This is a genomic window from Nesterenkonia aurantiaca, from assembly GCF_004364585.1.
GTDB classification, from domain to species: domain Bacteria; phylum Actinomycetota; class Actinomycetes; order Actinomycetales; family Micrococcaceae; genus Nesterenkonia; species Nesterenkonia aurantiaca.
The window spans coordinates 223030-243664 of sequence record NZ_SOAN01000001.1 but is presented as its reverse complement, the minus strand read 5'-3'; the positions used below and the strand labels follow the sequence as shown (position 1 = coordinate 243664).

Here is a 20635-nt window from a genome sequence, read left to right as displayed (position 1 = left end):
ATCGGTCAGTTATTCCTGTGAAAGGCGCACGACGTGGCGATCAGCCCTGTATATCTCGTCTCCGGCACCCGCACTCCCGTCGGCCGCTACGGCGGCGCCCTGTCCTCGGTCCGCCCCGATGACCTCGCCGCCCTGGTGGTGCGCCAGGTGGTCGAGGAATCCGGCATCGACCCGGCCCAGGTCGACGAGGTGATCCTCGGCAACGCCAACGGCGCAGGGGAGGAGAATCGCAACGTCGCCCGAATGGCCTGGCTTCTGGCCGGCTTCCCGGACACCGTCCCGGGCATCACCGTGAACCGGCTGTGCGCCTCCGGGATGAGCGCGATCTCCCAGGCCCAGCACATGATCGCCGCCGGCGCCGCGGACATCGTGGTCGCCGGGGGAGTCGAGTCCATGTCTCGCGCCCCCTGGGTGATGGCCAAGCCCACCACCGCCTTCGGCAAGCCCGGCGAGGTGGTCGACACCTCCATCGGCTGGCGGTTCACCAACCCGAAGTTCCAAGCCATCGAGAAGCGCACCTTCTCCATGCCCGAGACCGCCGAGGAGGTGGCCCGGGTCGAAGGCGTCACCCGAGAAGACGCCGACGCCTTCGCCGTCGAGTCCCAGCGCCGCGCGCTCGCCGCCATCGACGCCGGTCGCCTGGCCCGGGAGATCACCCCGGTCCAGGTCCACGGCCGCAAGGGTGCGATCACCGTGGTGGACACCGACGAAGGTCCGCGCCGCGGAGTCACCGCCGAGTCCCTGGCGGGGCTGCGCCCCGTCGTCGCCGGAGGATCGGTGGTCACCGCGGGCAATGCCTCCTCGCTCAACGACGGCGCCTCCGCGGTGATCGTCGCCTCCGAGGCGGCCGTGGAGAAGTACGGGCTCACCCCGCGGGCCCGCATCGCCGGAGGCGCCAGCGCCGGTCTGGCCCCGGAGATCATGGGCATGGGCCCGGTGCCCGCCACCCAGAAGGCGCTGGCACGCGCCGGCTGGAGCGTCGATGACCTCGGCGCCGTGGAGCTCAACGAGGCCTTCGCCACCCAGTCGCTGGCCAGCATGCGCCGACTCGGCCTGGACCCAGGCATCGTCAACGCCGACGGCGGAGCGATCGCCCTGGGCCACCCGCTGGGCTCCTCCGGCTGCCGGATCGTGCTGACCCTGGCCCGCCGCATGCAGGACGAAGGCGTGGCCCGCGGACTGGCCACCATGTGCGTGGGCGTCGGGCAAGGCTCCGCGCTGCTGCTGGAAAGGGTCTGAGCCCATGAGCGCCCCCGATCCAGTCCTGCTCGACACCGGGAACTTCACCACGCTGAAGATCACCGAGACCTCCGACCGGCTGCACGCCCAGCTGAACCGGCCCGAGGTGCGCAACGCCATCGACGCCACCATGATCACCGAGCTGCATGCGGTCTGTGCCCACCTGGAGCACCATCCGAAGCTGCTGATCCTCTCCGGCACCGAATCCGGCGGCAGGGGCATCTTCGCCTCCGGCGCCGACATCGGCCAGCTCCGAGACCGAGGACGCGCGGACGCGCTGCGCGGCGTGAACTCCTCCGCCTTCGAACGCCTGGCCAAGCTGCCCATGCCGGTGATCGCCGCCCTCGACGGCTACGCCCTCGGCGGCGGGGCAGAACTGGCCTGGGCCGCTGACTTCCGCCTGGGCACCCCCGAGGTGAAGATCGGCCAGCCCGAGACCGGGCTGGGCATCATCCCGGCCGCCGGGGCGCTCTGGCGGCTGCGTGAACTTGCCGGGGAGGGCATCGCCAAGGAGATCCTGCTCGCCGGACGGATCCTCGATGCCCAGGAGTCCCTGAACCATGGCCTGCTCAACGCGATCCACCCGGCGGAGGGGCTGCTCGATGCGGCCCACGCGCTCGCGGATCGGATCGCCAAGCAGGACCCGCTGGCGGTCCGGATCAGCAAGCAGGTCTTCTCCATGCCGCGCGAGGCCCACCCGCAGATCGACAACCTCGCCCAGGCGATCCTGTTCGAGTCAGAGGCCAAGTTCGAACGGATGCAGGCCTTCCTGGACCGCCGCGAGGCCAAAGCCGCACAGAGACCAGATCAGCCCTCAGGAGAGAACCGATGAGCACCCCCAGCGCAGCCGCCCAGTCCCTCCCCGCCACCGTCGGCGTGCTCGGCGGCGGCCGGATGGGCGCCGGGATCGCCCACGCCTTCCTGGTGGCCGGAGCCGAAGAGGTCGTCGTCGTCGATGTCTCCCAGGAGGCTGCGCAGACCGCCGCAGCCCAGATCACCAAGGACCTTGAGGCCTCGCTGAGCCGCGGAAAGATCGACGGCGAGCTGAGCCGCTGGACCGACCGGCTCACCGCCACCGCCGAGGTCACCGCGTTCGCGCGCTGCGGGCTGGTGATCGAAGCCGTGCCTGAGGACCTGGACCTGAAGGTCGAGTCGCTGCGCCGTGCCGAGGCCCAGCTCGCACCCGAGGCCTGGCTGGCCACGAACACCTCCTCGCTGTCCATCAGCACGCTCGCCGGGCACCTTCAGCGGCCCGAGCGGTTCTGTGGACTGCACTTCTTCAACCCGGTGCCCGCCTCGAAGCTGGTGGAGGTGGTGCTCGCCGAGCGCACCGGCGAGGAGCTCGCCGCGCTGGCCCCGCGCTGGGTCGAGTCCCTGAGCAAGACGCCGGTGGTGGTCAAGGATGCTCCCGGCTTCGCCTCCTCACGGCTTGGCGTGGCGATCGGGCTCGAGGCCATCCGGATGGTCGAAGAAGGCGTGGCGGACCCTGCCGACATCGACAACGCGATGGTGCTCGGCTACAAGTTCCCGATCGGGCCGCTTGCGCTGACCGACATCGTCGGCCTGGACGTGCGTCTGGGGATCGCGGAATACCTGGAATCCCAGCTGGGGGAGCGCTTCGCCCCGCCGCAGCTGATGCGCGATATGGTGGCCCGCGGCGAGCTGGGGAAGAAGTCCGGCAAGGGCTTCTACGACTACCCCGAGGCCTGAACGGGTCCTGGGGCGGATGCGCCTCAGTCCGAGGAGCCCTGGACCAGCAGGTGTGCTGAGGCCTCATCCAGGATGAGATCGGTGGGCAGACCGGCGGCCAGAGCGCCGCGCAGCCCGCTGATCTTGGTCTCACCCGAGACGACACAGATCCGGCGCGGAACCTGGCGCAGCAGGTCCAGGTTCGGCCCGGTGCTGCGTTGGTTGATCTGCAGGTCGCGGTGGCTGCCGTCGGCGCGGAAGAACATGGTCGCCACGTCCCCGACCACGCTCTTCTCGTGGAGCATCCGCAGATCCGCCTCGTCGAGGTACCCGCCGGAGTAGACGTGGCTGGGGATCCCCGAGTTGGTCGACCCGACGCCGAAGATGGCCATGGTCATGCGTCGCTGGAGCTCCAGGATGCGCAGCACGCTGCGCTCGGCCCACATGGCGGTCTTGGTCTCGGCATGGTCGAAGAAGGCGGGCACCGGAAACTGCTCGACGCGGGCGCCGTAGGCGTAGCCGAACCGACGCAGGATCTCACTGGCGTAGGCGATTCCGGTGGTCTGGGTGTTGCCGGCGCCGTTGAGCTGCACGATGGTGCTGTCATGGGTGCTCTTCCGGGTCAGGTGCTGACTGACCGCGCTGAGCGTGGAGCCCCAGGCGACCCCGATGATCGCGTTGGAGTCGACCAAAGGGCCGATGGTGCGCGCCGCCTGGATCGCCACCCGGTCCAGGGCCTCGGAATCGTCTAAGGTGCCGGAGACCGGCACCACGTGGGCCTCCACGCCGAAGCGCCGACGTATCTCGTTCTCCAGAGAGGGTGCCCGGTGTGCCGGATTGTTGACCTGGATCTCGACGAGTCCGGTGTCCCGAGCCAGCGAGAGCAGCCGCGAGACCGTGGAGCGGGAAGTCTGCAGCTCCCTGGCGATCGCGTTCATCGTCAGGTCCTGGAGGTAGTACATCTGTGCCGCGCGCAGGGCATCGCCGCTGCGAGAGCGCGCGGACTCACGGGTGGATGAATGTGCACTGGAACTGGATCTTCCGTCCTTCGGCGAAGCGTTCATGGCCATTCCCCCCGGGTGAGTGTGCACGTCTGTGCATCAGCATTGACTATCTGCCCGAAAGTTTCAAGAGTGGACCCATACGCACGGAGGAACCCGATGCGCACAGCGATGCCCCGAGGAGAATGTGATGTCCGACACAGTAATGACCAACGGTGAGATCCGGACCCCCGCCGAGCGAGCCGAGGTGAGGCAGCTGCGCGAGACGCCACGAGCCTCGGTGCTGATCATCGGCGGCGGCATCAATGGGGTGGGAACGTTCCGCGACCTCGCTCTGCAGGGTGTCGATGTGGCTCTCGTGGAGCGCGGCGACTACTGCCAGGGAGCGTCAGGGGCCTCCTCACACATGATCCACGGCGGCATCCGCTACCTGGAGAACGGCGAGTTCCGACTGGTCCGGGAGTCAGTGGTGGAACGCAACGGGCTGCTGAAGACCGCCCCGCACTACGTGAAGCCGCTGCAGACCACCATTCCGATCTTCACCACCTTCTCCGGGATCCTCGCCGCCCCGCTCCGGTTCATCACGCACCGCCAGCACGGCCAGCCGCGCGAACGCGGCGCGTTCCTGATCAAGGCAGGCCTGACCATGTACGACTGGTTCTCCCGCGACGGCGGCGCGGTTCCGCGGCACCGGTTCGCCGGGCGCCGCACGTCCCTCGCGCAGCTGCCGGACCTGCGCCCCGACGTGCGCTACACGGCCACCTATTTCGACGCCTCGGTGCACAACCCGGAGCGGATGACCTTGGATGTGCTGCGCGACGGGCTCAACGCCAACCCCGAGGTCCGCGCCACGAACTACGTCAGCGCCGTCGGCCGCAGCGGCTCGACCGTGACGCTGCGCGACGAGCTCACCGGTGAGGAGTTTCCGTTCACCGCAGACGTGATCGTCAACGCCACCGGAGCCTGGGTCGACGGGACCAACGAGTCCCTGGGCGAGCCCTCCGCATTCATGGGCGGCACCAAGGGCTCCCACATCGTCCTGGATCACCCGGAGCTGCTGGCGGCCTGCGCCGGCCGTGAGATGTTCTTCGAGAACACCGATGGTCGGATCGTGCTGATCTATCCCATCGAGGATCGGGTCCTTGTGGGGACCACCGACATCGACGTGGACGTCAACGAGCCCGCAGTGTGCACCCCCGAAGAGGTCGACTACTTCATCGATCTGATCGGGCAGGTGTTCCCCAAGATCGAGGTGGAACACGGACACGTGGTCTACAGCTTCTCCGGTGTCAGGCCGCTGCCGCGCCACGACGCGACCCAGCCGGGCTTCGTCTCGCGGGACTACCGCATCGAGAAGCGCGCCGAAGGCTCCGGGGCACAGGCCGTGACCACACTCAGCCTGGTCGGCGGAAAGTGGACCACCTTCCGGGCACTCTCTGAGCACATGACCGACGAGGTCCTGGAAGTCCTGGGCAAGCGCCGCACGGTCAGCACCACCGGGCTGGCCATCGGCGGCGGAGCAGACTTCCCCAAGACCGCGTCCGCTGAGAAGGCATGGGTCATGGCTCATGCCGGAGACGGCCTCTCCGCAGAACGTGTGGAAGGACTGCTGGTCCGCTACGGCACCCGCGCCGCCGATGTCATCGAGCATCTGCATGCAGGCACTGACCAGGTCCTCGACTCCACCTCGGAGCTGAGTCAGCGAGAACTGGCCTACATGGTGAAGCACGAGCAGATCGGTCACCTGATCGACGTCCTGATCCGGCGCACCTCGCTGGCCTTCCGCGGGAAGGTCACCTCGGAGCTGCTCCGTGAGCTGGGGCAGATGCTCGCCCCGCTGCTGGGCTGGGACGAGGCGACCGTGAGCGCGGAGGTCGAGCATGCCGAGCGAGTGCTGCGTGAGTGGCACAAGGTCGAGCTCAAGGATCTGGTGGCCTAGCCCACCAGGGCTGCGCGGCACCGGGCGTGCCGCGCAGCCGAGTAGAACTCCCGGCACTCGCTGCTGGGGTAGGAGGAGCCGAAGCACCCGGCTGAGGTCCCCAAAGAAATGAAAAACGAAAGGAGCCAAAGATGTCTCTGGAAGCATTCGTCGCCGAGACCTTCGGCACCATGCTGCTGTTGCTGCTCGGCGGTGGCGTCGTCGCCAACGTCGCACTGAGAGGGACCAAGGGCAACAACGGCGGATTCCTGATGGTCAACTTCGGCTGGGGGCTCGGCGTCTTCGCCGGCGTCTACGTCGCTGCGCTCTCCGGGGCGCACCTGAACCCCGCGGTCACCGTGGGCCTGCTGGTCAATGCAGACACTGCAACCCTGGGCCCCGACATCGATAAGACGCTGGTCAATGTGCTGCTCTACTTCGCGGCGCAGATGCTGGGCGCCATGATCGGTGCCGTGCTGTGCTATCTCGCCTATAAGCAGCATTTCGACGCCGAGCCCGATGCCGCGACCAAGCTCGGGGTCTTCTCCACCGGACCGGCGATCCGATCCGCCCCATGGAACCTTCTCACCGAGATCATCGGCACCTTCGTCCTGGTCTTCGTCATCATCGCCTTCGCCGGAACCCCCTCGGGGCTCGGACCGCTGGCGGTCGCGCTGCTGGTCGTCGGCATCGGCGCCTCCCTCGGTGGGCCCACCGGCTACGCCATCAACCCTGCACGTGACCTCGGGCCCAGGATCGTCCACGCACTGCTGCCGATCAAGGGCAAGGGCGGAAGCGACTGGTCCTACGCCTGGGTCCCGGTGGTCGGGCCTCTGATCGGCGGTGCACTGGGTGGCCTGCTGGCCATGCTGATCACGCTCCCCGCCGTCACCGGATAAGGCAGAAGCATCGCGGGCAGCATGGCTGCTGACCGCTGAGGAAAAGCACCCGACAGAACACTCAAAGAGGAGAACAGCATGTCGAAATACATCATCGCGATCGACCAGGGAACCACGTCCACCCGCGCCATCGTCTTCGATCACAGCGGAAACATCGTGTCCTCGGGCCAGAAGGAGCACGAACAGATCTTCCCTAAGCCCGGATGGGTCGAGCACGACCCGATGGAGATCTGGACCAACACCAGGGAGGTCATCGGCAATGCTCTCTCGAAGTCCAACCTGACCCGTCACGACATCGCCGCAGTCGGCATCACCAACCAGCGCGAGACCACGGTGGTCTGGGACAAGAACACCGGAGAGCCGGTCTACAACGCGATCGTCTGGCAGGACACTCGCACTCAGCCGATCGTCGATGAGCTCGCCGCCGACGGGGGAGTGGAGCGCTTCAAGAAGAAGGTCGGTCTGCCGCTGGCCACCTATTTCTCGGGCACCAAGGTCAAGTGGATCCTGGACAACGTGGAGGGCGCACGCGCCAAGGCTGAGGCCGGAGACCTGCTCTTCGGCAACACCGACTCCTGGGTGACCTGGCATCTGACCGGCGGCACCGAGGGCGGCGTCCACATCACCGATGTCACCAACGCCTCACGCACCATGTTCATGGACCTCGAGACCCTGTCCTGGGACGACGAGATCCTCGCGGCCTTCGACGTGCCGCGCTCGATGCTCCCCGAGATCAAGTCCTCCTCGGAGGTCTATGGCAAGGTGCACACCGCGCAGCTGCTGCGCGAGACGCCAGTGGCCGGCATCCTCGGAGACCAGCAGGCCGCGACCTTCGGGCAGGCGGCGTTCGAGAAGGGCGGAGCGAAGAACACCTACGGCACCGGCAACTTCCTGATCGTCAACACCGGTGAGGAGATCGTCCGGTCACAGAACGGGCTTTTGACCACCGTCTGCTACAAGCTGGGAGACGCCAAGCCCGTCTACGCGCTGGAAGGCTCCATCGCGGTGACCGGATCGCTGATCCAGTGGCTGCGCGACAACCTCGGCTTCATCAAGTCCGCCCCTGAGGTAGAGACCCTTGCCAAGTCGGTGGAGGACAACGGTGGGGTGTACGTGGTGCCAGCCTTCTCCGGGCTGTTCGCTCCCTACTGGCGGGGCGAGGCCCGCGGCGTCATCGTGGGGCTCACCCGCTTCGTGAACAAGGGCCATATCGCTCGCGCCGCGCTGGAGGCCACGGCCTTCCAGACCCGCGAGGTGCTCGATGCCGCCAACGCCGACGCGGGAGTCGACATGGAGGATCTGCGGGTCGACGGCGGCATGGTCGCCAACGACGCGCTGATGCAGTTCCAGGCCGACATCCTGGGCATCCCCGTGGTCAGGCCGAAGGTCACCGAGACCACCGCACTGGGTGCCGCCTACGCGGCGGGTCTGGCCGTGGGCTTCTGGCGCGACACCGACGAGCTGGCCACGAACTGGTCCGAGGACAAGCGCTGGCTGCCTCAGATGGACACAGCTGAGCGTGACCGCCAGCTGCGCCTCTGGAAGAAGGCCGTGACCCGGACCTTCGACTGGGTGGACGAGGACGTCAAGTAGGCCTCAGGCCAAGGCGCAGCCGCACTCCACGGCCGCCGCAGACGGGCCCGTGCTGATCCTTAGGGATCGGCGCGGGCCCGTCTGCGGTTGGGGCCGGGGCAGCGCGGTGGGATCTCAGAGGCGCTGCGGTGATCTCAGAGGCGCTGCGGTGATCGACCGGGATGCGGCGCCGCCACCAGCCCGTGGCGTCCCCGCCTGCCGCGGTACTGCGCCGGCTCCGGGGGTCGCCAGGCATCGAGGACCTCTGGCGCGAGGGAGAAGACCTGCACACCCAGCGGGTGGCAGTGCTCGAGCTGCTCCTCGGTGCTCGCGGCCTCGGGCCCCCACATGTGCACCGAGAGGTCCCCGCCGGGGCAGGTGGAGAGTGCGCACAGCAGATCGGTCTCGGCGAAGAACTCGAAGTAGTCTCCCGGCTGCGTGGGGCAGGTGTCCATGAAGTATTCACGGTTTTCATTCAGGCCCGCGAACTGGAACACGTTGAGCACGTCGTGGACATCGGACTCGGTGAGTCCGTGCCCCATGATCGCGCGAGTGAGGTTTGAATGACAGTGGTAGTCGAAGTCCGCCCCGGCCAGCATCCGATTCACGTAGGGATCACAGCGGGTCCCCAGCAGGTCGTGGATGACCTCGGCGTCGGGATGATCAGCCAGCGAGTCCCCGACCACGGTGGCCATCGGGCGCAGATGGGGCAGGGTGGACCAGAAACGGTCGTAGGTGGTCATCGAGGCACGCTGCAGCTGCCGGGTGCGGGCGGCCCAGAATCGTTCCCGGGGATTGTGCAGGTTCCACAGGTTCAGGTCACCGACCTGAGGGCCTTGCACTGCGTTGATCCGCACGATCGAGCCGGCCTTGACCTCCCAGGCGTGGCCGGAGCGGACCGGGATCTCGAACTCCTGGGTCAGGGTGCGCTCCGCGGCGGCCACCGCGTCGTAGAAGCTGCGATCCGGGTCCAGCGGACCGCCGGGCGCCGACTGATACGCCGCGGGCTGATTGTAGGTGCGTGAGGTGCGGACGGAGTGGCCTGGGGCGCCGGGGGCTCCGGTGGGGATCTCTGCGCTCATGCTGTCTCCTTCTCGGGGGAACCAGCCCAGTCTAGAGAAGCGGCCGGGACCGATATGTTGCTCTCGGTCCCGGCCTGTCCTGCTCATCCCTCAATGGTGCAGCCTGTTGGAGCTCTCCAGCTTCTCAAGCTCTGACGCTCTGACGCTCTGGAGCTCTGTCGCCTCGCCCTGCGGACCTGTCCCCTCAGAGGTCCGCCAATGCGGAGGACGGGTCCTGAAGACAGGTGGCCACGAAGTTCAGGAACCCGCCGGCGGTGCCGCCGTCGCACACCCGATGATCAAAGGCGATGGTCAGGGTGGCGACCTTGCGCACGGCAAGCTCCCCGTTCACCGCCCAGGCGCGGTCCAGGATCCGCCCGATGCCGAGGATTCCGACCTCGGGGTGGTTGATGATCGGGGTGGCCCCGTCGGAGCCGAAGACCCCATAGTTGTTCACCGTGAAGGTGCCCCCGGTGAGCTCCTTGCCTGAGATCTTGCCCTCGCGGGCCTCGGCGACCAGCCGAGAGATCTCCGCGTGCAGCGCCCGGGCAGAGAGCCGTTCGGCGTGCCGGATCACCGGAACGACCAGACCGGCCGGAGTCTGGGCGGCGAAGCCGAGGTTCACGCCGTCGTAGTGCACGATCTCCTGGGTGCCGGCCGCCGTGTCTTCGAGCCTGGTGGCCAGATCGGGGTAGCGCGAGAGCCCGGCCAGCACGAACCGGCTGAGCAGCGCCAGCAGCGACGGCGCGGCGCTGCCGTCCTTGGCCGCCTGCTCCTTGAGCCGGGAGCGCAGCGCGAGGACCTCTGTCATGTCCACGTCCTGCCAGACCGTGGCCTCCGGGATCTCCCGGCGCGAACGGGTCAGCGTCGTGGCCACCGCCTTGCGCATCCCTGACATGGGGACGCGCTCGCGGACCTCGAGGCCGCCTGGCGCCGGCGCCGCTGCACCGGTCGTGGTTGGGGTGGGCTGTGCGGAGCCCGAGGCGGCAACAGGTGCCGCAGCAGGTGCCGCGTCCCCGGCCGTGTCACCGGCCGTGTCACCGGCGGTCTGGCTGGAAGCGCCGATGGCCGCGAGCACGTCGGCGCGCAGGATCATTCCTTCCGGGCCGGAACCGGTGAGCTCGCCCAGGGTGAGCGCATGCTCGCGGGCAAGCCGGCGCACCAGCGGCGAGGAGACCCGGGGGGCCCTCTGGGCTGGGCCCGCGGTGGCTGGGCCCGAGGCGGCTGAGACCGCGGTTGCTGGGCCCGAGGCGGCAGGCCCGCCGGCGGCAGCTGCGCCCGCGGCGACCGGGCGGGAGGAGCCGTTGCGCCGACGTCGTCCGCTGCGCTTGGCGGTGGAGGTGCCATAACCGATCAGGACATTGCCCGACCCCTCCTCCTCAGAAGACTCAGCAGCGGTGCCGGGGTCGGTCACCGATCCGGTGGCGGGCACCGTGCCGGCGCGCTCCTCCTCGCGGTAGCTCAGCGCCCCGGCCTCGGAGGCGCCGTTGGCATCAGCGCTGGTGTGGCCGGCGGCGTCCGAGCCGCCGGATCCAGCGGCCTCAGCCTCGGCGCCCACGGTGATCAGCGGCTCGTCCACGATCAGGGTCTCGCCCACGGCGCCGTGGAGCTTGGTGACCACCCCGGCGTAGGGGGTGGGCACCTCGATGGCGGACTTGGCGGTCTCGACCTCGGCGATCGGCTGATCCACCACGATCGTCTCGCCCTCGGTCACCAGCCAGCTCAGCAGCGTGGCCTCGGTCAGTCCCTCGCCCAGGTCGGGCAGATTGAAGGTGGTCATCTCAGTCCTCCCACTGCAGCTCGTCGAGCGCGTCCAGGATCCGGTCCACGCTGGGCAGATGGTGCTCCTCGAGCTTCGGTGATGGATACGGAATGTCGAATCCGGTGACCCGCTTGACCGGGGAGGACAGCGAGTGGAAGCTGCGCTCCTGGATCCGGGCCACGATCTCGGCGGCCACCGAGACGAAGCCCTGCGCCTCGGCGATCACCACGGCGCGGCCGGTCTTGGTCACCGTGGCCTCCAGGGCGGCGTCGTCGAAGGGCACGATGCTGCGCAGGTCCAGGACCTCCGCGGAGATCCCGTCCTCGGCGGCAGCGTCAGCGGCCTTCAGTGCGGTGGACACGCTGGGGCCATAGCTGATCAGCGAGACGTCGGTGCCCTCACGCACGACGACGGCGCGGCCCTCCGCGCCGACCCCGGCCGCCGGCGCGGACTCGTCCCGCGCCGCAGCCTCGTACTGCGTGCGCAGGTCGCTGAGGTCCACGGCCTCCTTGGTCCAGTAGAGCTTCTTCGGCTCGAAGAAGACCACCGGGTCCGGGGAGTCGATGGCCTCGCGCAGCATCAGATAGGCGTCGCTGACCGTGGCCGGGGTGTAGATCTTCAACCCCGGGGTGTGCGCGTAGTAGGCCTCGGAGGAGTCGCAGTGATGCTCCACGCCGCCGACTCCGCCGCCATAGGGAATCCGGATGACCATCGGCAGCCGAACCCGGCCGCGGGACCGGTTGGCCGTCTTGGCGATGTGGCTGAAGATCTGCTCCAGGGCCGGGTAGGCGAAGGCGTCGAACTGCATCTCGATCACCGGGCGCATCCCGTTGATCGCCATGCCCATGGCCATGCCGGCGATGCCGGACTCGGCCAGGGGGGTGTCGAAGCAGCGGTTCGCGCCGAAGCGCTGGGTCAGCCCGTCGGTGATCCTGAAGACGCCGCCGAGGGTGCCGACGTCCTCGCCGAAGACGCAGACCGAGCGGTCGTTCTCCATGGCGTCGGACATCGCGGTGTTCAGCGCCGCCGCGAAGGTGGTGGGCTTGGCGGCGGCCCCGGCGAGTGCGGGTGCGGTTGTGGTGGCAGTGGCCATGGGTCAGCCCTCCTGGCTTCGCTCGAGCTCATCGGCCAGCTTGGCGCGCTGTTCGCGCAGCTGGGCGGTCGGGGCGGCATAGACGTGGTCGAAGATCTCCAGCGGGTCCATCTCGGGCTCGGTGGTCATGGCCAGGCGCAGCGCCGCGGCGACCTCCTCGGCCTTGCCGCTGATCCGGGTCTCGGCGTCGGCGTCGAGGACCCCGCGCTCGGTGAGGAAGGTGCGCATGCGCAGCAGCGGGTCGCGCTGCTTCCACTGCTCGACCTCGGCGGACTCGCGGTAGCGGGAGTCGTCGTCGGCGTTGGTGTGCGCCTGCATCCGGTAGGTGATGGCCTCCAGCAGCAGCGGCATGGAGTTTGCCCGGGCCAGATCGACGGCGCGGCGCAGCGTGGCAAGCACGGCCACCATGTCATTGCCGTCCACCTGCTCCCCGGCCATGCCATAGCCGATCGCCTTGTGCGCCAGCGACGGGGCGGCGGTCTGCGCCGAGAGCGGCACCGAGATGGCGTAGCCGTTGTTCTGCACGAAGAAGACCACCGGCACCTCGAAGACCGCCGCGAAGTTCAGCGCCTCGTGGAAGTCACCCTCACTGGTGGCGCCGTCGCCACACATCGCCAGCACCACAGTGTCCTCGCCGCGCAGCTTCGCCGCGTGGGCGACGCCGACAGCGTGGAGCAGCTGGGTGGTCAGCGGGGTCGACATGGCCGAGATCTTGTAGTGCAGCGGGTCATACCCGCAGTGCCAGTCGCCGCGGAAGGAGACCATCACCTCGAGCGGGTCCACCCCTCGGGTGATCGTGGCGACGGTGTCGCGGTAGGTGGGGAACATCCAGTCGCCGGTGCCCAGTGCAAGGGCGGCACCGACCTGGCAGGCCTCCTGGCCGTGCGAGGAGGGGTAGACCGCGAGCCGGCCCTGGCGGACCAATGCATAGTTCTGATCATTGACCCGACGCCCCACCACCAGTGCCTCGTAGGCGGCCAGCAGCGCGTCGTCCTCGGGGATCGGGTACTCATGCCCGGGGCTGGTGCCCTGCGCCTCCTCCGGGATCAGCTGCCCGTCGGGGCCCAGCATGCGGATCTGCTGGGCTGCCGGGAGCATGTACTGCTCGGGGGTGATCCCGAAGCTGCTGCTGGTCTCCTTGATATGGGAGCCCTGGATCGGGGTCCCCTCCTGTGTCTCGCTGGTCATCGCGAGGCCTCCTAAAAGTCTCTGGCGCAGGTGTCGTGCATCACACTCTCGGTATGAGTGTGTCCCAGCCTGCCGGCGCGGGGCCACCGCGCAGGCAGATCCGAGACGGGCTCCTCCGGGACTCGATGCGGGCCGGACGAACTGCTCGTGTGAGGTGTGCCACGGCTGGTATCGTCCAGAACTATGGGCAATGACCGAGACGAGGCGGCGCGAGGCGAGATCTCGCTGGACTCCGTGGACCACCGGATCCTGCATGCGCTGAGCCAGGACGCCCGCCAGTCGGTGAGCGCCCTGGCCCTCGGGCTGCACCTGTCCCGGGCCAACGCCTATGAGCGGATCTCCCGGCTGCGCGCCGCCGGAGTCCTGCAGGGCTATACCGCAGTGATCGACCCCCGCGCCGCCGGAATGTCCACGGCCGCCTACGTCTTCCTGACGCTGAAGCAGGATGACTGGGAGGTGCTGCGCGGGGCGCTGGCCGATGAGCCTGCGGTGCGACACCTGGCGCTGGTCGGCGGTCAGTACGACGCCGTGCTGCTGGTGCGCACCCGCACCGTGGAGGAGCTGCGCCGGGTGGTCTTCGAACGGATCCAGTCACTGTCCTGCGTGCAGTCCTCCCAGACCGCCCTGATCTTCGACGATCACACCCAATATGAGCACCCGATGCCAAGGAGACCTTCATGACCTTTCGAGCAGCCCTGATCGAGCAGACCCTGGAGCGCGGGCGCATCCTTCAGCACGAGGCGACGCTGAAGGACCTGCCGCAGGACTTCCTCGAGGACTCCGGGGGAGACGCCCCGGTGGACATCGATGTCCACTACTCCGGGATCAACTACAAGGACGGGCTCGCCCTGGCCGGCAAGCCCGGGGTGGCTCGAACCTCCCCGCTGATCCCGGGCATCGACCTGGTCGGGGAGGTCACCAGCTCCGCCGATCCCAGGTTCAGCCCCGGCGATCTCGTGGTGCTCACCGGCGGCGGGATCGGTGAGGCCGCCCACGGCGGGCTTGCCGAGCGCGCCCGGGTCTCCGCGAAGTACCTGGTCAAGCTCCCCGAGGGACTGAGTCCGAAGCGGGCCGCGGCGATCGGCACCGCAGGGTTCACCGCGATGCTCGCGGTGCTCGCCCTGGAACGCGGCGGGGTGCGGCCCGAGGCCGGCGAGGTCGTCGTCAGCGGGGCGGCCGGTGGAGTCGGGTCGGTGGCGATCGCGGTGCTGAACCAGCTCGGCTACCGGGTCACCGCAGTGACCGGGCGGGTCCAGGAGCAGGGCGAGTATCTGCGTCACCTCGGAGCGGCCGAGCTGCTGGATCGGAAGGACTTCGCCGAGGCCGGGTCTGCGCTGCAGAAGCGGCGTTGGGCGGGCGGGATCGACTCCGCCGGCTCTGCGACCCTGGCGAACATCCTCTCCCAGGCCGAGGACGGCGGCACCGTCGCCAGCTGCGGACTGGCCCAGGGGGTCGACCTGCCCACCACGGTGATGCCCTTCATCCTGCGCGGGGTCACCCTTGCCGGGATCAACTCGGTCACCGCGACGCCCGAGCTGCGCGAACAGGCCTGGGCCCGGCTGGCCAGCGACCTGCCCGTAGAGCTGCTCGACGACCTGACTCAGGAGATCACGCTGGACGGGGTCTTCGAGCAGGCCGAGCAGATCCTCGCCGGAGAGGTGCGCGGCCGGACCGTCGTGAAGCTCCAGGCGTGAAGCTGCACGGGTGAGGCCGTATCGGTGCGGCTGACCGGCTGACCGGCTGAGCGGCTGGCCGGCGGATGGCTGGCTGAGTGGCTGGCCAGCTGGTCCGTTGAGCTGGGGGAAGCGGTCTGAGGCGGCGCTCTTGTGTGGGGTGTCACATTCTGATCTCCCGGGCTAGGATGGGGTCAATTACCGACCGTTCGGTCAGTTCTACCTGTCGTTGAGAGGACCCCATGGCTGCCACTGACACATCTGCGGCTCCCCGTCTCCTGCCCAGCTACATCCAGGACTCCTGGTGGACCCCGGAGGCCCCGAGCAAGGTCCACGAGATCCTCGATGCCTCCACCGCCGAGCCGGTCTGCCTGGTCTCCACCGAGGGGCTGGACACCGGTGCCGCCGTCGCCCATGCTCGCTCGGCAGGCCAGGAGAGCCTGGGGCAGCTGAGCATCCACCAGCGCGCGCTGCGCCTGAAGCACCTCGCCGCCTACCTCCACGAGCACCGCGAGGAGCTCTATGAGCTCTCCGACCGCACCGGCTCCACCCGCCGCGACCACCTGATCGATGTCGACGGCGGGATCGGCACCATCCGCACCTTCTCCTCGAAGGGGCGCAAGGAGCTGCCCAACGCCAACATCATCGTCGACGGAGCGGTCGAGCAGCTCTCCCGCGACGGCTCCTTCCTCGGCGAGCACATCTACACCCGGCTCACCGGGGTCGCCGTGCAGATCAACGCCTTCAACTTCCCGGTCTGGGGAATGCTGGAGAAGTTCGCCCCCAGCTTCATCGCCGGGGTGCCCACCATCGTGAAGCCCGCCTCGCAGACCGCCTATGTCACCCAGGCCTGCGTGAGGCTGATGATCGACTCCGGGCTGATCCCCACCGGGGCGCTGCAGCTGATCTCCGGCTCCGCCCGGGACCTGCTGGACCACCTGGATCACCGCGACCACGTGGCCTTCACCGGCTCGGCCAACACCGCGCAGCTGCTGCGCTCCCATGACAACGTCGCGAACCAGGGCGTGCGCTTCACGGCAGAGACCGATTCGCTCAACGCCGCGATCCTGGGCCCCGACGCCGGTCCGGACACGGTCGAGTTCGACGCCTTCATCAAGTCGGTGACCCTGGAGATGACCGCCAAGACCGGTCAGAAGTGCACCGCGATCCGCCGCGTCATCGTGCCCTCGGCCCAGGTGGACCCGGTGGTGGAGGCGCTGCGGACACGGCTGGACTCCCGCGTGGTCCTCGGCGACCCGCGAGACGCCCAGACCACCATGGGCCCGCTGGCCTCGCAGGATCAGCGCGAGGAGGTCGCCCGCGCGGTGGACACGTTGGTCAGCGCCGGCGGTTCCGTGCGGGTGGGCGGACCAGAATCCGGCACGGGCGACGCCGACGCAGGACAGGGCGCCTTCTTCCCGGCCACCGTGCTCTCCTTCGCCGAACCCCGCACCCCTGCGGTGCACTCGGTGGAGGCCTTCGGGCCGGTCACCTCGGTGCTGGGCTACGCCGACATCGACGACGCCGTGGACCTCGCCGCCCTCGGCGGCGGCTCGCTGGTCGCCACCGTCTGCACCCACGACCCGGAGATCGCCGCCGAGTTCACCCGCGGCATCGCCTCCCACCATGGACGGGTGCTCTTCCTGGACCGCGACGACGCCAAGACCTCCACCGGTCACGGCTCCCCGCTGCCCCACCTGGTCCACGGCGGCCCCGGACGGGCCGGCGGCGGCGAGGAGCTCGGCGGCATCCGCGCGGTCAAGCACTATATGCAGCGCACCGCCGTCCAGGGCTCCCCGGACCTGCTCACCGGAGTCACCGGAGTCTGGCACCGCGGGGCGAAAGCGGTCACGGCGACTCCCGAGACGGTGGCTGATGGCACCGCCGTCCACCCGTTCCGGAAATCCCTGGCCGAGCTGCGCATCGGGGATCAGTTCGCCTCGGGACTGCGCACCGTGGCCCTGGAAGACATCACCTCCTTCGCCGAGTCCACCGGGGACACCTTCTATGCCCACACCGACGAGGAGGCGGCGACGGCGAACCCGTTCTTCCCGCGCCGAGTCGCCCACGGATATCTGCTGGTGGCCTGGGCGGCCGGGCTCTTCGTGGAGCCGGCCCCGGGCCCGGTGCTGGCGAACACCGGCCTGGAGAACCTCTCCTTCCAGACCCCGGTGACCTACGACGACTCGATCCGGGTCACGCTGACTGCGAAGCAGATCATCCCGCGGGAGACCGATGACTACGGCGAGGTCCGCTGGGACACCGTGCTGCACAACCAGCACGACGAGATCGTCGCGACCTACGACGTGCTGACCCGGGTGGCGAAGCAGAACAAGCCCGAGTGGCGGTGAGCTCGGCGTCGTCGTGCTGAGGGCCGCGTCCACCGTCTTCTCGGGATCGGCGAGTACGGTAAGGAGCTGAGCTGGTATCGCCCATGATCGGGCTCGACGTCGGGGAGGCGATGGCTGTGGACAGACCACGAGATGCGCCTGCGCGCGGCGCCCGGATGCTTCGCCTGGCGCGGCGATCGGTGGCCGTCCTCGGCCAGGTGCTGGTCCTCCTGTTGGTCTGGGTGGGGCTGGCGCTGCTGATCGCCGCCGCCCTGATCCGCTTGTTCTGGGGCGAGATCACCGTGGGCCAGGTGCTGCTGAACCTGGTCTCGGTGGAGACCGACGGCGGCGGCGGTGCTCTGGTCTGGGTCTGCATCCTCGGCATCGGCGTGCTGCCGCTGCTGATCACCGCCGGCATCTTGCTGTGGCTGCGCCGTCCCGGGCGCACTCGCCGGCTGAGGAGCGATCCTGAGGGCGCCTGGCGCTCGCCGTGGCTGATGCGCACCGTGACCACGACGCTGGCGGCCTCGGTGGTGGTCCTGGGCACGGCGTCCTTCTCCACGGCCGTGGGCATTCCCGACTACATCCAGGCCGGCAACTCCGAGTACGACCTCGCGGATCACTATGTGGAGCCGGAGGTCCTCGACGACGAGCACAGACGCAATCTGGTCCTGATCTACCTGGAGGCCGGAGAGTCCACCCTGGAAGATGAGGCGCTCTTCGAGAAGGACGGGTTCGAGCCGCTCAAGGAGGTCACCGGGTCAGCCGAAGGTTGGCAGAGCGTGGAGGACCTCCGGCAGTACGACGGCGGCGGCTGGACCATGTCCGGGCTGACCGCCACGCAGTGCGGGATTCCACTCTCGGGCGTCACCTCTGCGGCGAGCAGCGGCGCCCTCGGGGAGCTGCGCGGCGGCGACGACACCTATCTGGACGGGACGGTCTGCCTGGGTGATGTCCTGAAGGATCACGGCTACACCAGCGTGTTCCTGGGCGGGGCCAATCCCGCCTTCGCCGAGAAGAACACCTTCCTGGGCAGCCACGGCTACTCCGAGGTGAAGGGGCTCGCGGACTGGCGCGCCGCCGGTGAGCCCTCCAGCAGCTTCCGCAGCGACTGGGGACTGAGCGACCAGAGCCTGATGGAACGAGCCGAGGATCAGCTGGACGAGCTCCACGCGGAGTCCGAGCAGACCGGTGAGCCGTTCAACCTCTCGGTGCTGACCCTGGACACCCATGAGCCGGTTCACGTGTTCGACTACTGCGATGTGGACACCCAGGAGGAGGCGACCTCCGTGCTCGGCTGCTCCATGGAGCAGGTCGCGGGCTTCGTGGAGCACATGGAGGACCAGGGCTACCTGAAGGACACCGCGGTGGTGATCATGGGGGACCATCTCAAGCCGGTCAACGCCGGCGATTCCTTCCAGGAGGAGCTCGTGGACCACCCCGATCGGAGCATCTTCAACCGGATCTGGATTCCCGGCGCTGATCCGGACACGCTGCGCCCAGGGGTGGACCAGCTCAGCATGTACCCCACGATCCTCGAGGCCGCTGGGCTGACCGTGGGTGACGGCGAGGCGGGGCTGGGCGTGTCCGCCTTCTCCGCCGAGCTGCCCGAGGGTTCTGCGCAGTCGTTGCCCTCGGAGGCCTACACGGAGCTGCTGAATTCCCGCTCCGCGGAGTTCTACGCCGAGGCGTGGAGCGGACGGTCCTCGGCGGAGTAGCCCACCGTGGAGCCGGACCAGCTCGGCGCATCAGCCTGCTGGGCGGCTCACTGGGGGGGGCTGCTTCACAACCGACGAGTTGAATCTGCGGGAGGCCAGGCAATGGTTCACTGAAGGGGACCTGTTGTCGATCCGAGGTGCCATGCATGTCAGCCGAGTACAGCTTCATCCCTCCCTGTGGACCGGTCATCGCAGGATCTGTGGGTCCGGTGGTCAAGGCCTCCGGAATTCCCTACGCCCGGGCCCAGCGGTTCCAGCCGCCGCGGCCCGCAGGAGACTGGACTGAGCCCTATGCTGCGCTGGATCCCTCGCCGGCGTGCCCGCAGTGGCGCATCCGGGAGCTGGAACCTGTGGTCGGGACCCAGGCCGGAGGGCTGCCCCAGGACGAGGACTGCCAGAACCTCACGGTCACGATGCCGCTGGACCGGCAGCCGGGGGAGCTGCTGCCGGTCATGGTGTGGATCCATGGCGGGTCCTACATCAGCGGTGCCGGAGACGCGCCCATCTACGATCCGGCGGCCCTGGTGAGTGAACAGCGCGTCATCGTCGTCGCGGTGACGTATCGCCTCGGAGCCTTCGGGTTTCTCGGCGGCCATGGGCGACCCGCCAATCTTGGTCTGCTGGATCAGCTCTGCGCCCTGGAGTGGGTGCAGCGGAACATCGACGCCTTCGGCGGCGACCCGGAGCAGGTCACGCTCTTCGGCCAGTCAGCCGGCGGGGACGCCATCGCCCATCTGATGGCTACCCCAGATGCTCCACGGCTCTTCCGCCGGGCCATCATGCAGAGCCCGCCGCTGGGCATCTCCCGTGGACGGCACAAGATGGCGTCCGCCATGGCCGCCGCGGCTCCTGAGGTGTCGGCGCAGGCCTCGATCAAAGAGGTGCTGCGCGTTCAGGAGCGTGCGCGCGCGGCGGCCGCCCGGTTCGGGCTGCGCGGGCTGATGCCCTTCGGGACCCAGTACGGCGCCTCGCCCCTGCCGGTCGAATCGAAGATCGAGGACGCCTGGAAGGCTGTCGCCCCGCATATCGACATCATGATCACGCACACCGCCGAGGAGGCCAGGCTGTTCATCCCGGTTGCGCGGCCGGTGAGCTGGATCCGCGAGCTTCCGGTGATCGGTTCACCCGCGATGACGTTGCTGAGCCGGCTGGGGACCAGGCTCATCTATGTCACGGGCATCCGCACCTTTGCCCGGCGGCACCGTCGAGCCGGGGGCAGGGCGCACTACTTCATCGTGGACTGGGCCGCTCCCGACAACTTCTTCGGATCGGCACACGGGATCGATCTCGCGCTGCTCTTCGGGACCAGGGCGAACACTCAGGGGTTGGGCCTGCTCGAAGGGGCATCCTGGGAACAGATCCAGGAGACGGGACGGGCCGCCCGGGCGCTCTGGGCGGGATTCGCCCGAGGAGCGGAACTGCCGGCCGAAGGCCGGATCCCCGGTGTCAGCGTGGGCGAACACCGGGTGAGAACCGGGTGACCAGCCCCCGG

The 20635-nt window shown here is 68.7% G+C and carries 16 protein-coding genes; 11 read left to right on the top strand and 5 right to left on the bottom strand.

Translation table 11 applies throughout. From position 1 onward, the window contains the following. Window positions 1-39: 39 nt before the first annotated feature. Genes EV640_RS01035 through EV640_RS01025 form a run of 3 tightly spaced genes read left to right on the top strand, consistent with a single transcriptional unit; the run spans window position 40 to window position 2949 of the window. Window positions 40-1239 (top strand): thiolase family protein, encoded by a 1200-nt coding sequence (locus EV640_RS01035; RefSeq protein WP_208292168.1) that lies wholly within the window; start codon window positions 40-42, stop codon window positions 1237-1239. 4 nt (window positions 1240-1243) lie between these two features. Next, entirely contained in the window at window positions 1244-2071 is an 828-nt protein-coding gene (locus EV640_RS01030) for an enoyl-CoA hydratase/isomerase family protein (protein WP_133725516.1), read from the top strand. Continuing rightward, a complete protein-coding gene (locus tag EV640_RS01025; RefSeq protein ID WP_133725515.1) occupies window positions 2068-2949 on the top strand; it encodes a 3-hydroxyacyl-CoA dehydrogenase family protein in 882 nt (293 codons plus the stop codon). The genes EV640_RS01030 and EV640_RS01025 overlap by 4 nt, the downstream gene beginning before the upstream one ends. Before the next feature lie 23 nt (window positions 2950-2972). On the opposite strand, the gene EV640_RS01020 is transcribed toward EV640_RS01025, so the two are convergent. Further along, complete coding sequence (locus tag EV640_RS01020; RefSeq protein WP_051501020.1) at window positions 2973-3890, bottom strand: sugar-binding transcriptional regulator; 918 nt, start codon at window positions 3888-3890, stop codon at window positions 2973-2975. 229 nt (window positions 3891-4119) lie between these two features. Between EV640_RS01020 and EV640_RS01015 the strand changes: the two genes are divergently transcribed. From EV640_RS01015 to glpK, 3 genes are all read left to right on the top strand, one after another. Next, window positions 4120-5868 carry a glycerol-3-phosphate dehydrogenase/oxidase gene (locus EV640_RS01015; RefSeq protein WP_133725514.1) on the top strand — a complete coding sequence of 583 codons (1749 nt, stop codon included), beginning with the start codon at window positions 4120-4122 and terminating at the stop codon, window positions 5866-5868. Between the two features lie 131 nt (window positions 5869-5999). Beyond that, window positions 6000-6746, top strand: a complete 747-nt coding sequence (locus EV640_RS01010) for an MIP/aquaporin family protein (protein WP_036474431.1) — start codon at window positions 6000-6002, stop codon at window positions 6744-6746. Window positions 6747-6824: 78 nt separating this feature from the next. Continuing rightward, entirely contained in the window at window positions 6825-8339 is a 1515-nt protein-coding gene (glpK, locus tag EV640_RS01005; RefSeq protein ID WP_036474429.1) for a glycerol kinase GlpK, read from the top strand. A 134-nt stretch (window positions 8340-8473) separates the two neighbouring features. Here the strand turns inward: glpK and EV640_RS01000 are convergent, their stop codons facing one another. The 4 genes from EV640_RS01000 to pdhA form a co-directional block, all read right to left on the bottom strand. After that, window positions 8474-9400: an urea carboxylase-associated family protein gene (locus EV640_RS01000; RefSeq protein WP_133725513.1), complete on the bottom strand. Its 927-nt coding sequence runs from the start codon at window positions 9398-9400 to the stop codon at window positions 8474-8476. Window positions 9401-9584: 184 nt separating this feature from the next. Then, the gene (locus tag EV640_RS00995; RefSeq protein WP_133725512.1) at window positions 9585-11159 is read right to left on the bottom strand and encodes a dihydrolipoamide acetyltransferase family protein; all 1575 of its coding nucleotides are present in this window, start codon (window positions 11157-11159) and stop codon (window positions 9585-9587) included. Window position 11160: 1 nt separating this feature from the next. After that, window positions 11161-12234 carry an alpha-ketoacid dehydrogenase subunit beta gene (locus EV640_RS00990; protein ID WP_051500951.1) on the bottom strand — a complete coding sequence of 358 codons (1074 nt, stop codon included), beginning with the start codon at window positions 12232-12234 and terminating at the stop codon, window positions 11161-11163. Between the two features lie 3 nt (window positions 12235-12237). Continuing rightward, window positions 12238-13422 carry a pyruvate dehydrogenase (acetyl-transferring) E1 component subunit alpha gene (gene pdhA, locus EV640_RS00985; RefSeq protein WP_133725511.1) on the bottom strand — a complete coding sequence of 395 codons (1185 nt, stop codon included), beginning with the start codon at window positions 13420-13422 and terminating at the stop codon, window positions 12238-12240. A gap of 183 nt (window positions 13423-13605) precedes the next feature. Here pdhA and EV640_RS00980 point away from each other — a divergent pair, with 183 nt between their 5' ends. From EV640_RS00980 to EV640_RS00960, 5 genes are all read left to right on the top strand, one after another. Then, window positions 13606-14103 (top strand): Lrp/AsnC family transcriptional regulator, encoded by a 498-nt coding sequence (locus tag EV640_RS00980; RefSeq protein WP_051500950.1) that lies wholly within the window; start codon window positions 13606-13608, stop codon window positions 14101-14103. Then, a complete protein-coding gene (locus tag EV640_RS00975) occupies window positions 14100-15116 on the top strand; it encodes an MDR family oxidoreductase (RefSeq protein WP_133725510.1) in 1017 nt (338 codons plus the stop codon). The genes EV640_RS00980 and EV640_RS00975 overlap by 4 nt, the downstream gene beginning before the upstream one ends. 221 nt (window positions 15117-15337) lie before the next feature. After that, on the top strand, window positions 15338-17446 hold the full coding sequence (gene paaZ / locus EV640_RS00970) for a phenylacetic acid degradation bifunctional protein PaaZ (protein WP_133725509.1): 2109 nt from the start codon (window positions 15338-15340) through the stop codon (window positions 17444-17446). Window positions 17447-17556: 110 nt separating this feature from the next. Continuing rightward, on the top strand, window positions 17557-19143 hold the full coding sequence (locus EV640_RS00965; protein ID WP_166645857.1) for an LTA synthase family protein: 1587 nt from the start codon (window positions 17557-17559) through the stop codon (window positions 19141-19143). A gap of 146 nt (window positions 19144-19289) precedes the next feature. After that, entirely contained in the window at window positions 19290-20624 is a 1335-nt protein-coding gene (locus tag EV640_RS00960) for a carboxylesterase family protein (protein WP_133725508.1), read from the top strand. Window positions 20625-20635: the final 11 nt, after the last annotated feature.

What these genes read in the sequence shown, in the direction of transcription:
- EV640_RS01030 (WP_133725516.1), top strand. Translation starts at nt 1,244, where the DNA reads ATGAGCGCCCCCGATCCAGTCCTGCTCGACACCGGGAACTTCACCACG.
- EV640_RS01025 (WP_133725515.1), top strand. Translation starts at nt 2,068, where the DNA reads ATGAGCACCCCCAGCGCAGCCGCCCAGTCCCTCCCCGCCACCGTCGGC.
- EV640_RS01020 (WP_051501020.1), bottom strand. Translation starts at nt 3,890, where the DNA reads ATGTACTACCTCCAGGACCTGACGATGAACGCGATCGCCAGGGAGCTG.
- EV640_RS01015 (WP_133725514.1), top strand. Translation starts at nt 4,120, where the DNA reads ATGTCCGACACAGTAATGACCAACGGTGAGATCCGGACCCCCGCCGAG.
- EV640_RS01010 (WP_036474431.1), top strand. Translation starts at nt 6,000, where the DNA reads ATGTCTCTGGAAGCATTCGTCGCCGAGACCTTCGGCACCATGCTGCTG.
- glpK (WP_036474429.1), top strand. Translation starts at nt 6,825, where the DNA reads ATGTCGAAATACATCATCGCGATCGACCAGGGAACCACGTCCACCCGC.
- EV640_RS01000 (WP_133725513.1), bottom strand. Translation starts at nt 9,400, where the DNA reads ATGAGCGCAGAGATCCCCACCGGAGCCCCCGGCGCCCCAGGCCACTCC.
- EV640_RS00995 (WP_133725512.1), bottom strand. Translation starts at nt 11,159, where the DNA reads ATGACCACCTTCAATCTGCCCGACCTGGGCGAGGGACTGACCGAGGCC.
- EV640_RS00990 (WP_051500951.1), bottom strand. Translation starts at nt 12,234, where the DNA reads ATGGCCACTGCCACCACAACCGCACCCGCACTCGCCGGGGCCGCCGCC.
- pdhA (WP_133725511.1), bottom strand. Translation starts at nt 13,422, where the DNA reads ATGACCAGCGAGACACAGGAGGGGACCCCGATCCAGGGCTCCCATATC.
- EV640_RS00980 (WP_051500950.1), top strand. Translation starts at nt 13,606, where the DNA reads ATGGGCAATGACCGAGACGAGGCGGCGCGAGGCGAGATCTCGCTGGAC.
- EV640_RS00975 (WP_133725510.1), top strand. Translation starts at nt 14,100, where the DNA reads ATGACCTTTCGAGCAGCCCTGATCGAGCAGACCCTGGAGCGCGGGCGC.
- paaZ (WP_133725509.1), top strand. Translation starts at nt 15,338, where the DNA reads ATGGCTGCCACTGACACATCTGCGGCTCCCCGTCTCCTGCCCAGCTAC.
- EV640_RS00965 (WP_166645857.1), top strand. Translation starts at nt 17,557, where the DNA reads ATGGCTGTGGACAGACCACGAGATGCGCCTGCGCGCGGCGCCCGGATG.
- EV640_RS00960 (WP_133725508.1), top strand. Translation starts at nt 19,290, where the DNA reads ATGTCAGCCGAGTACAGCTTCATCCCTCCCTGTGGACCGGTCATCGCA.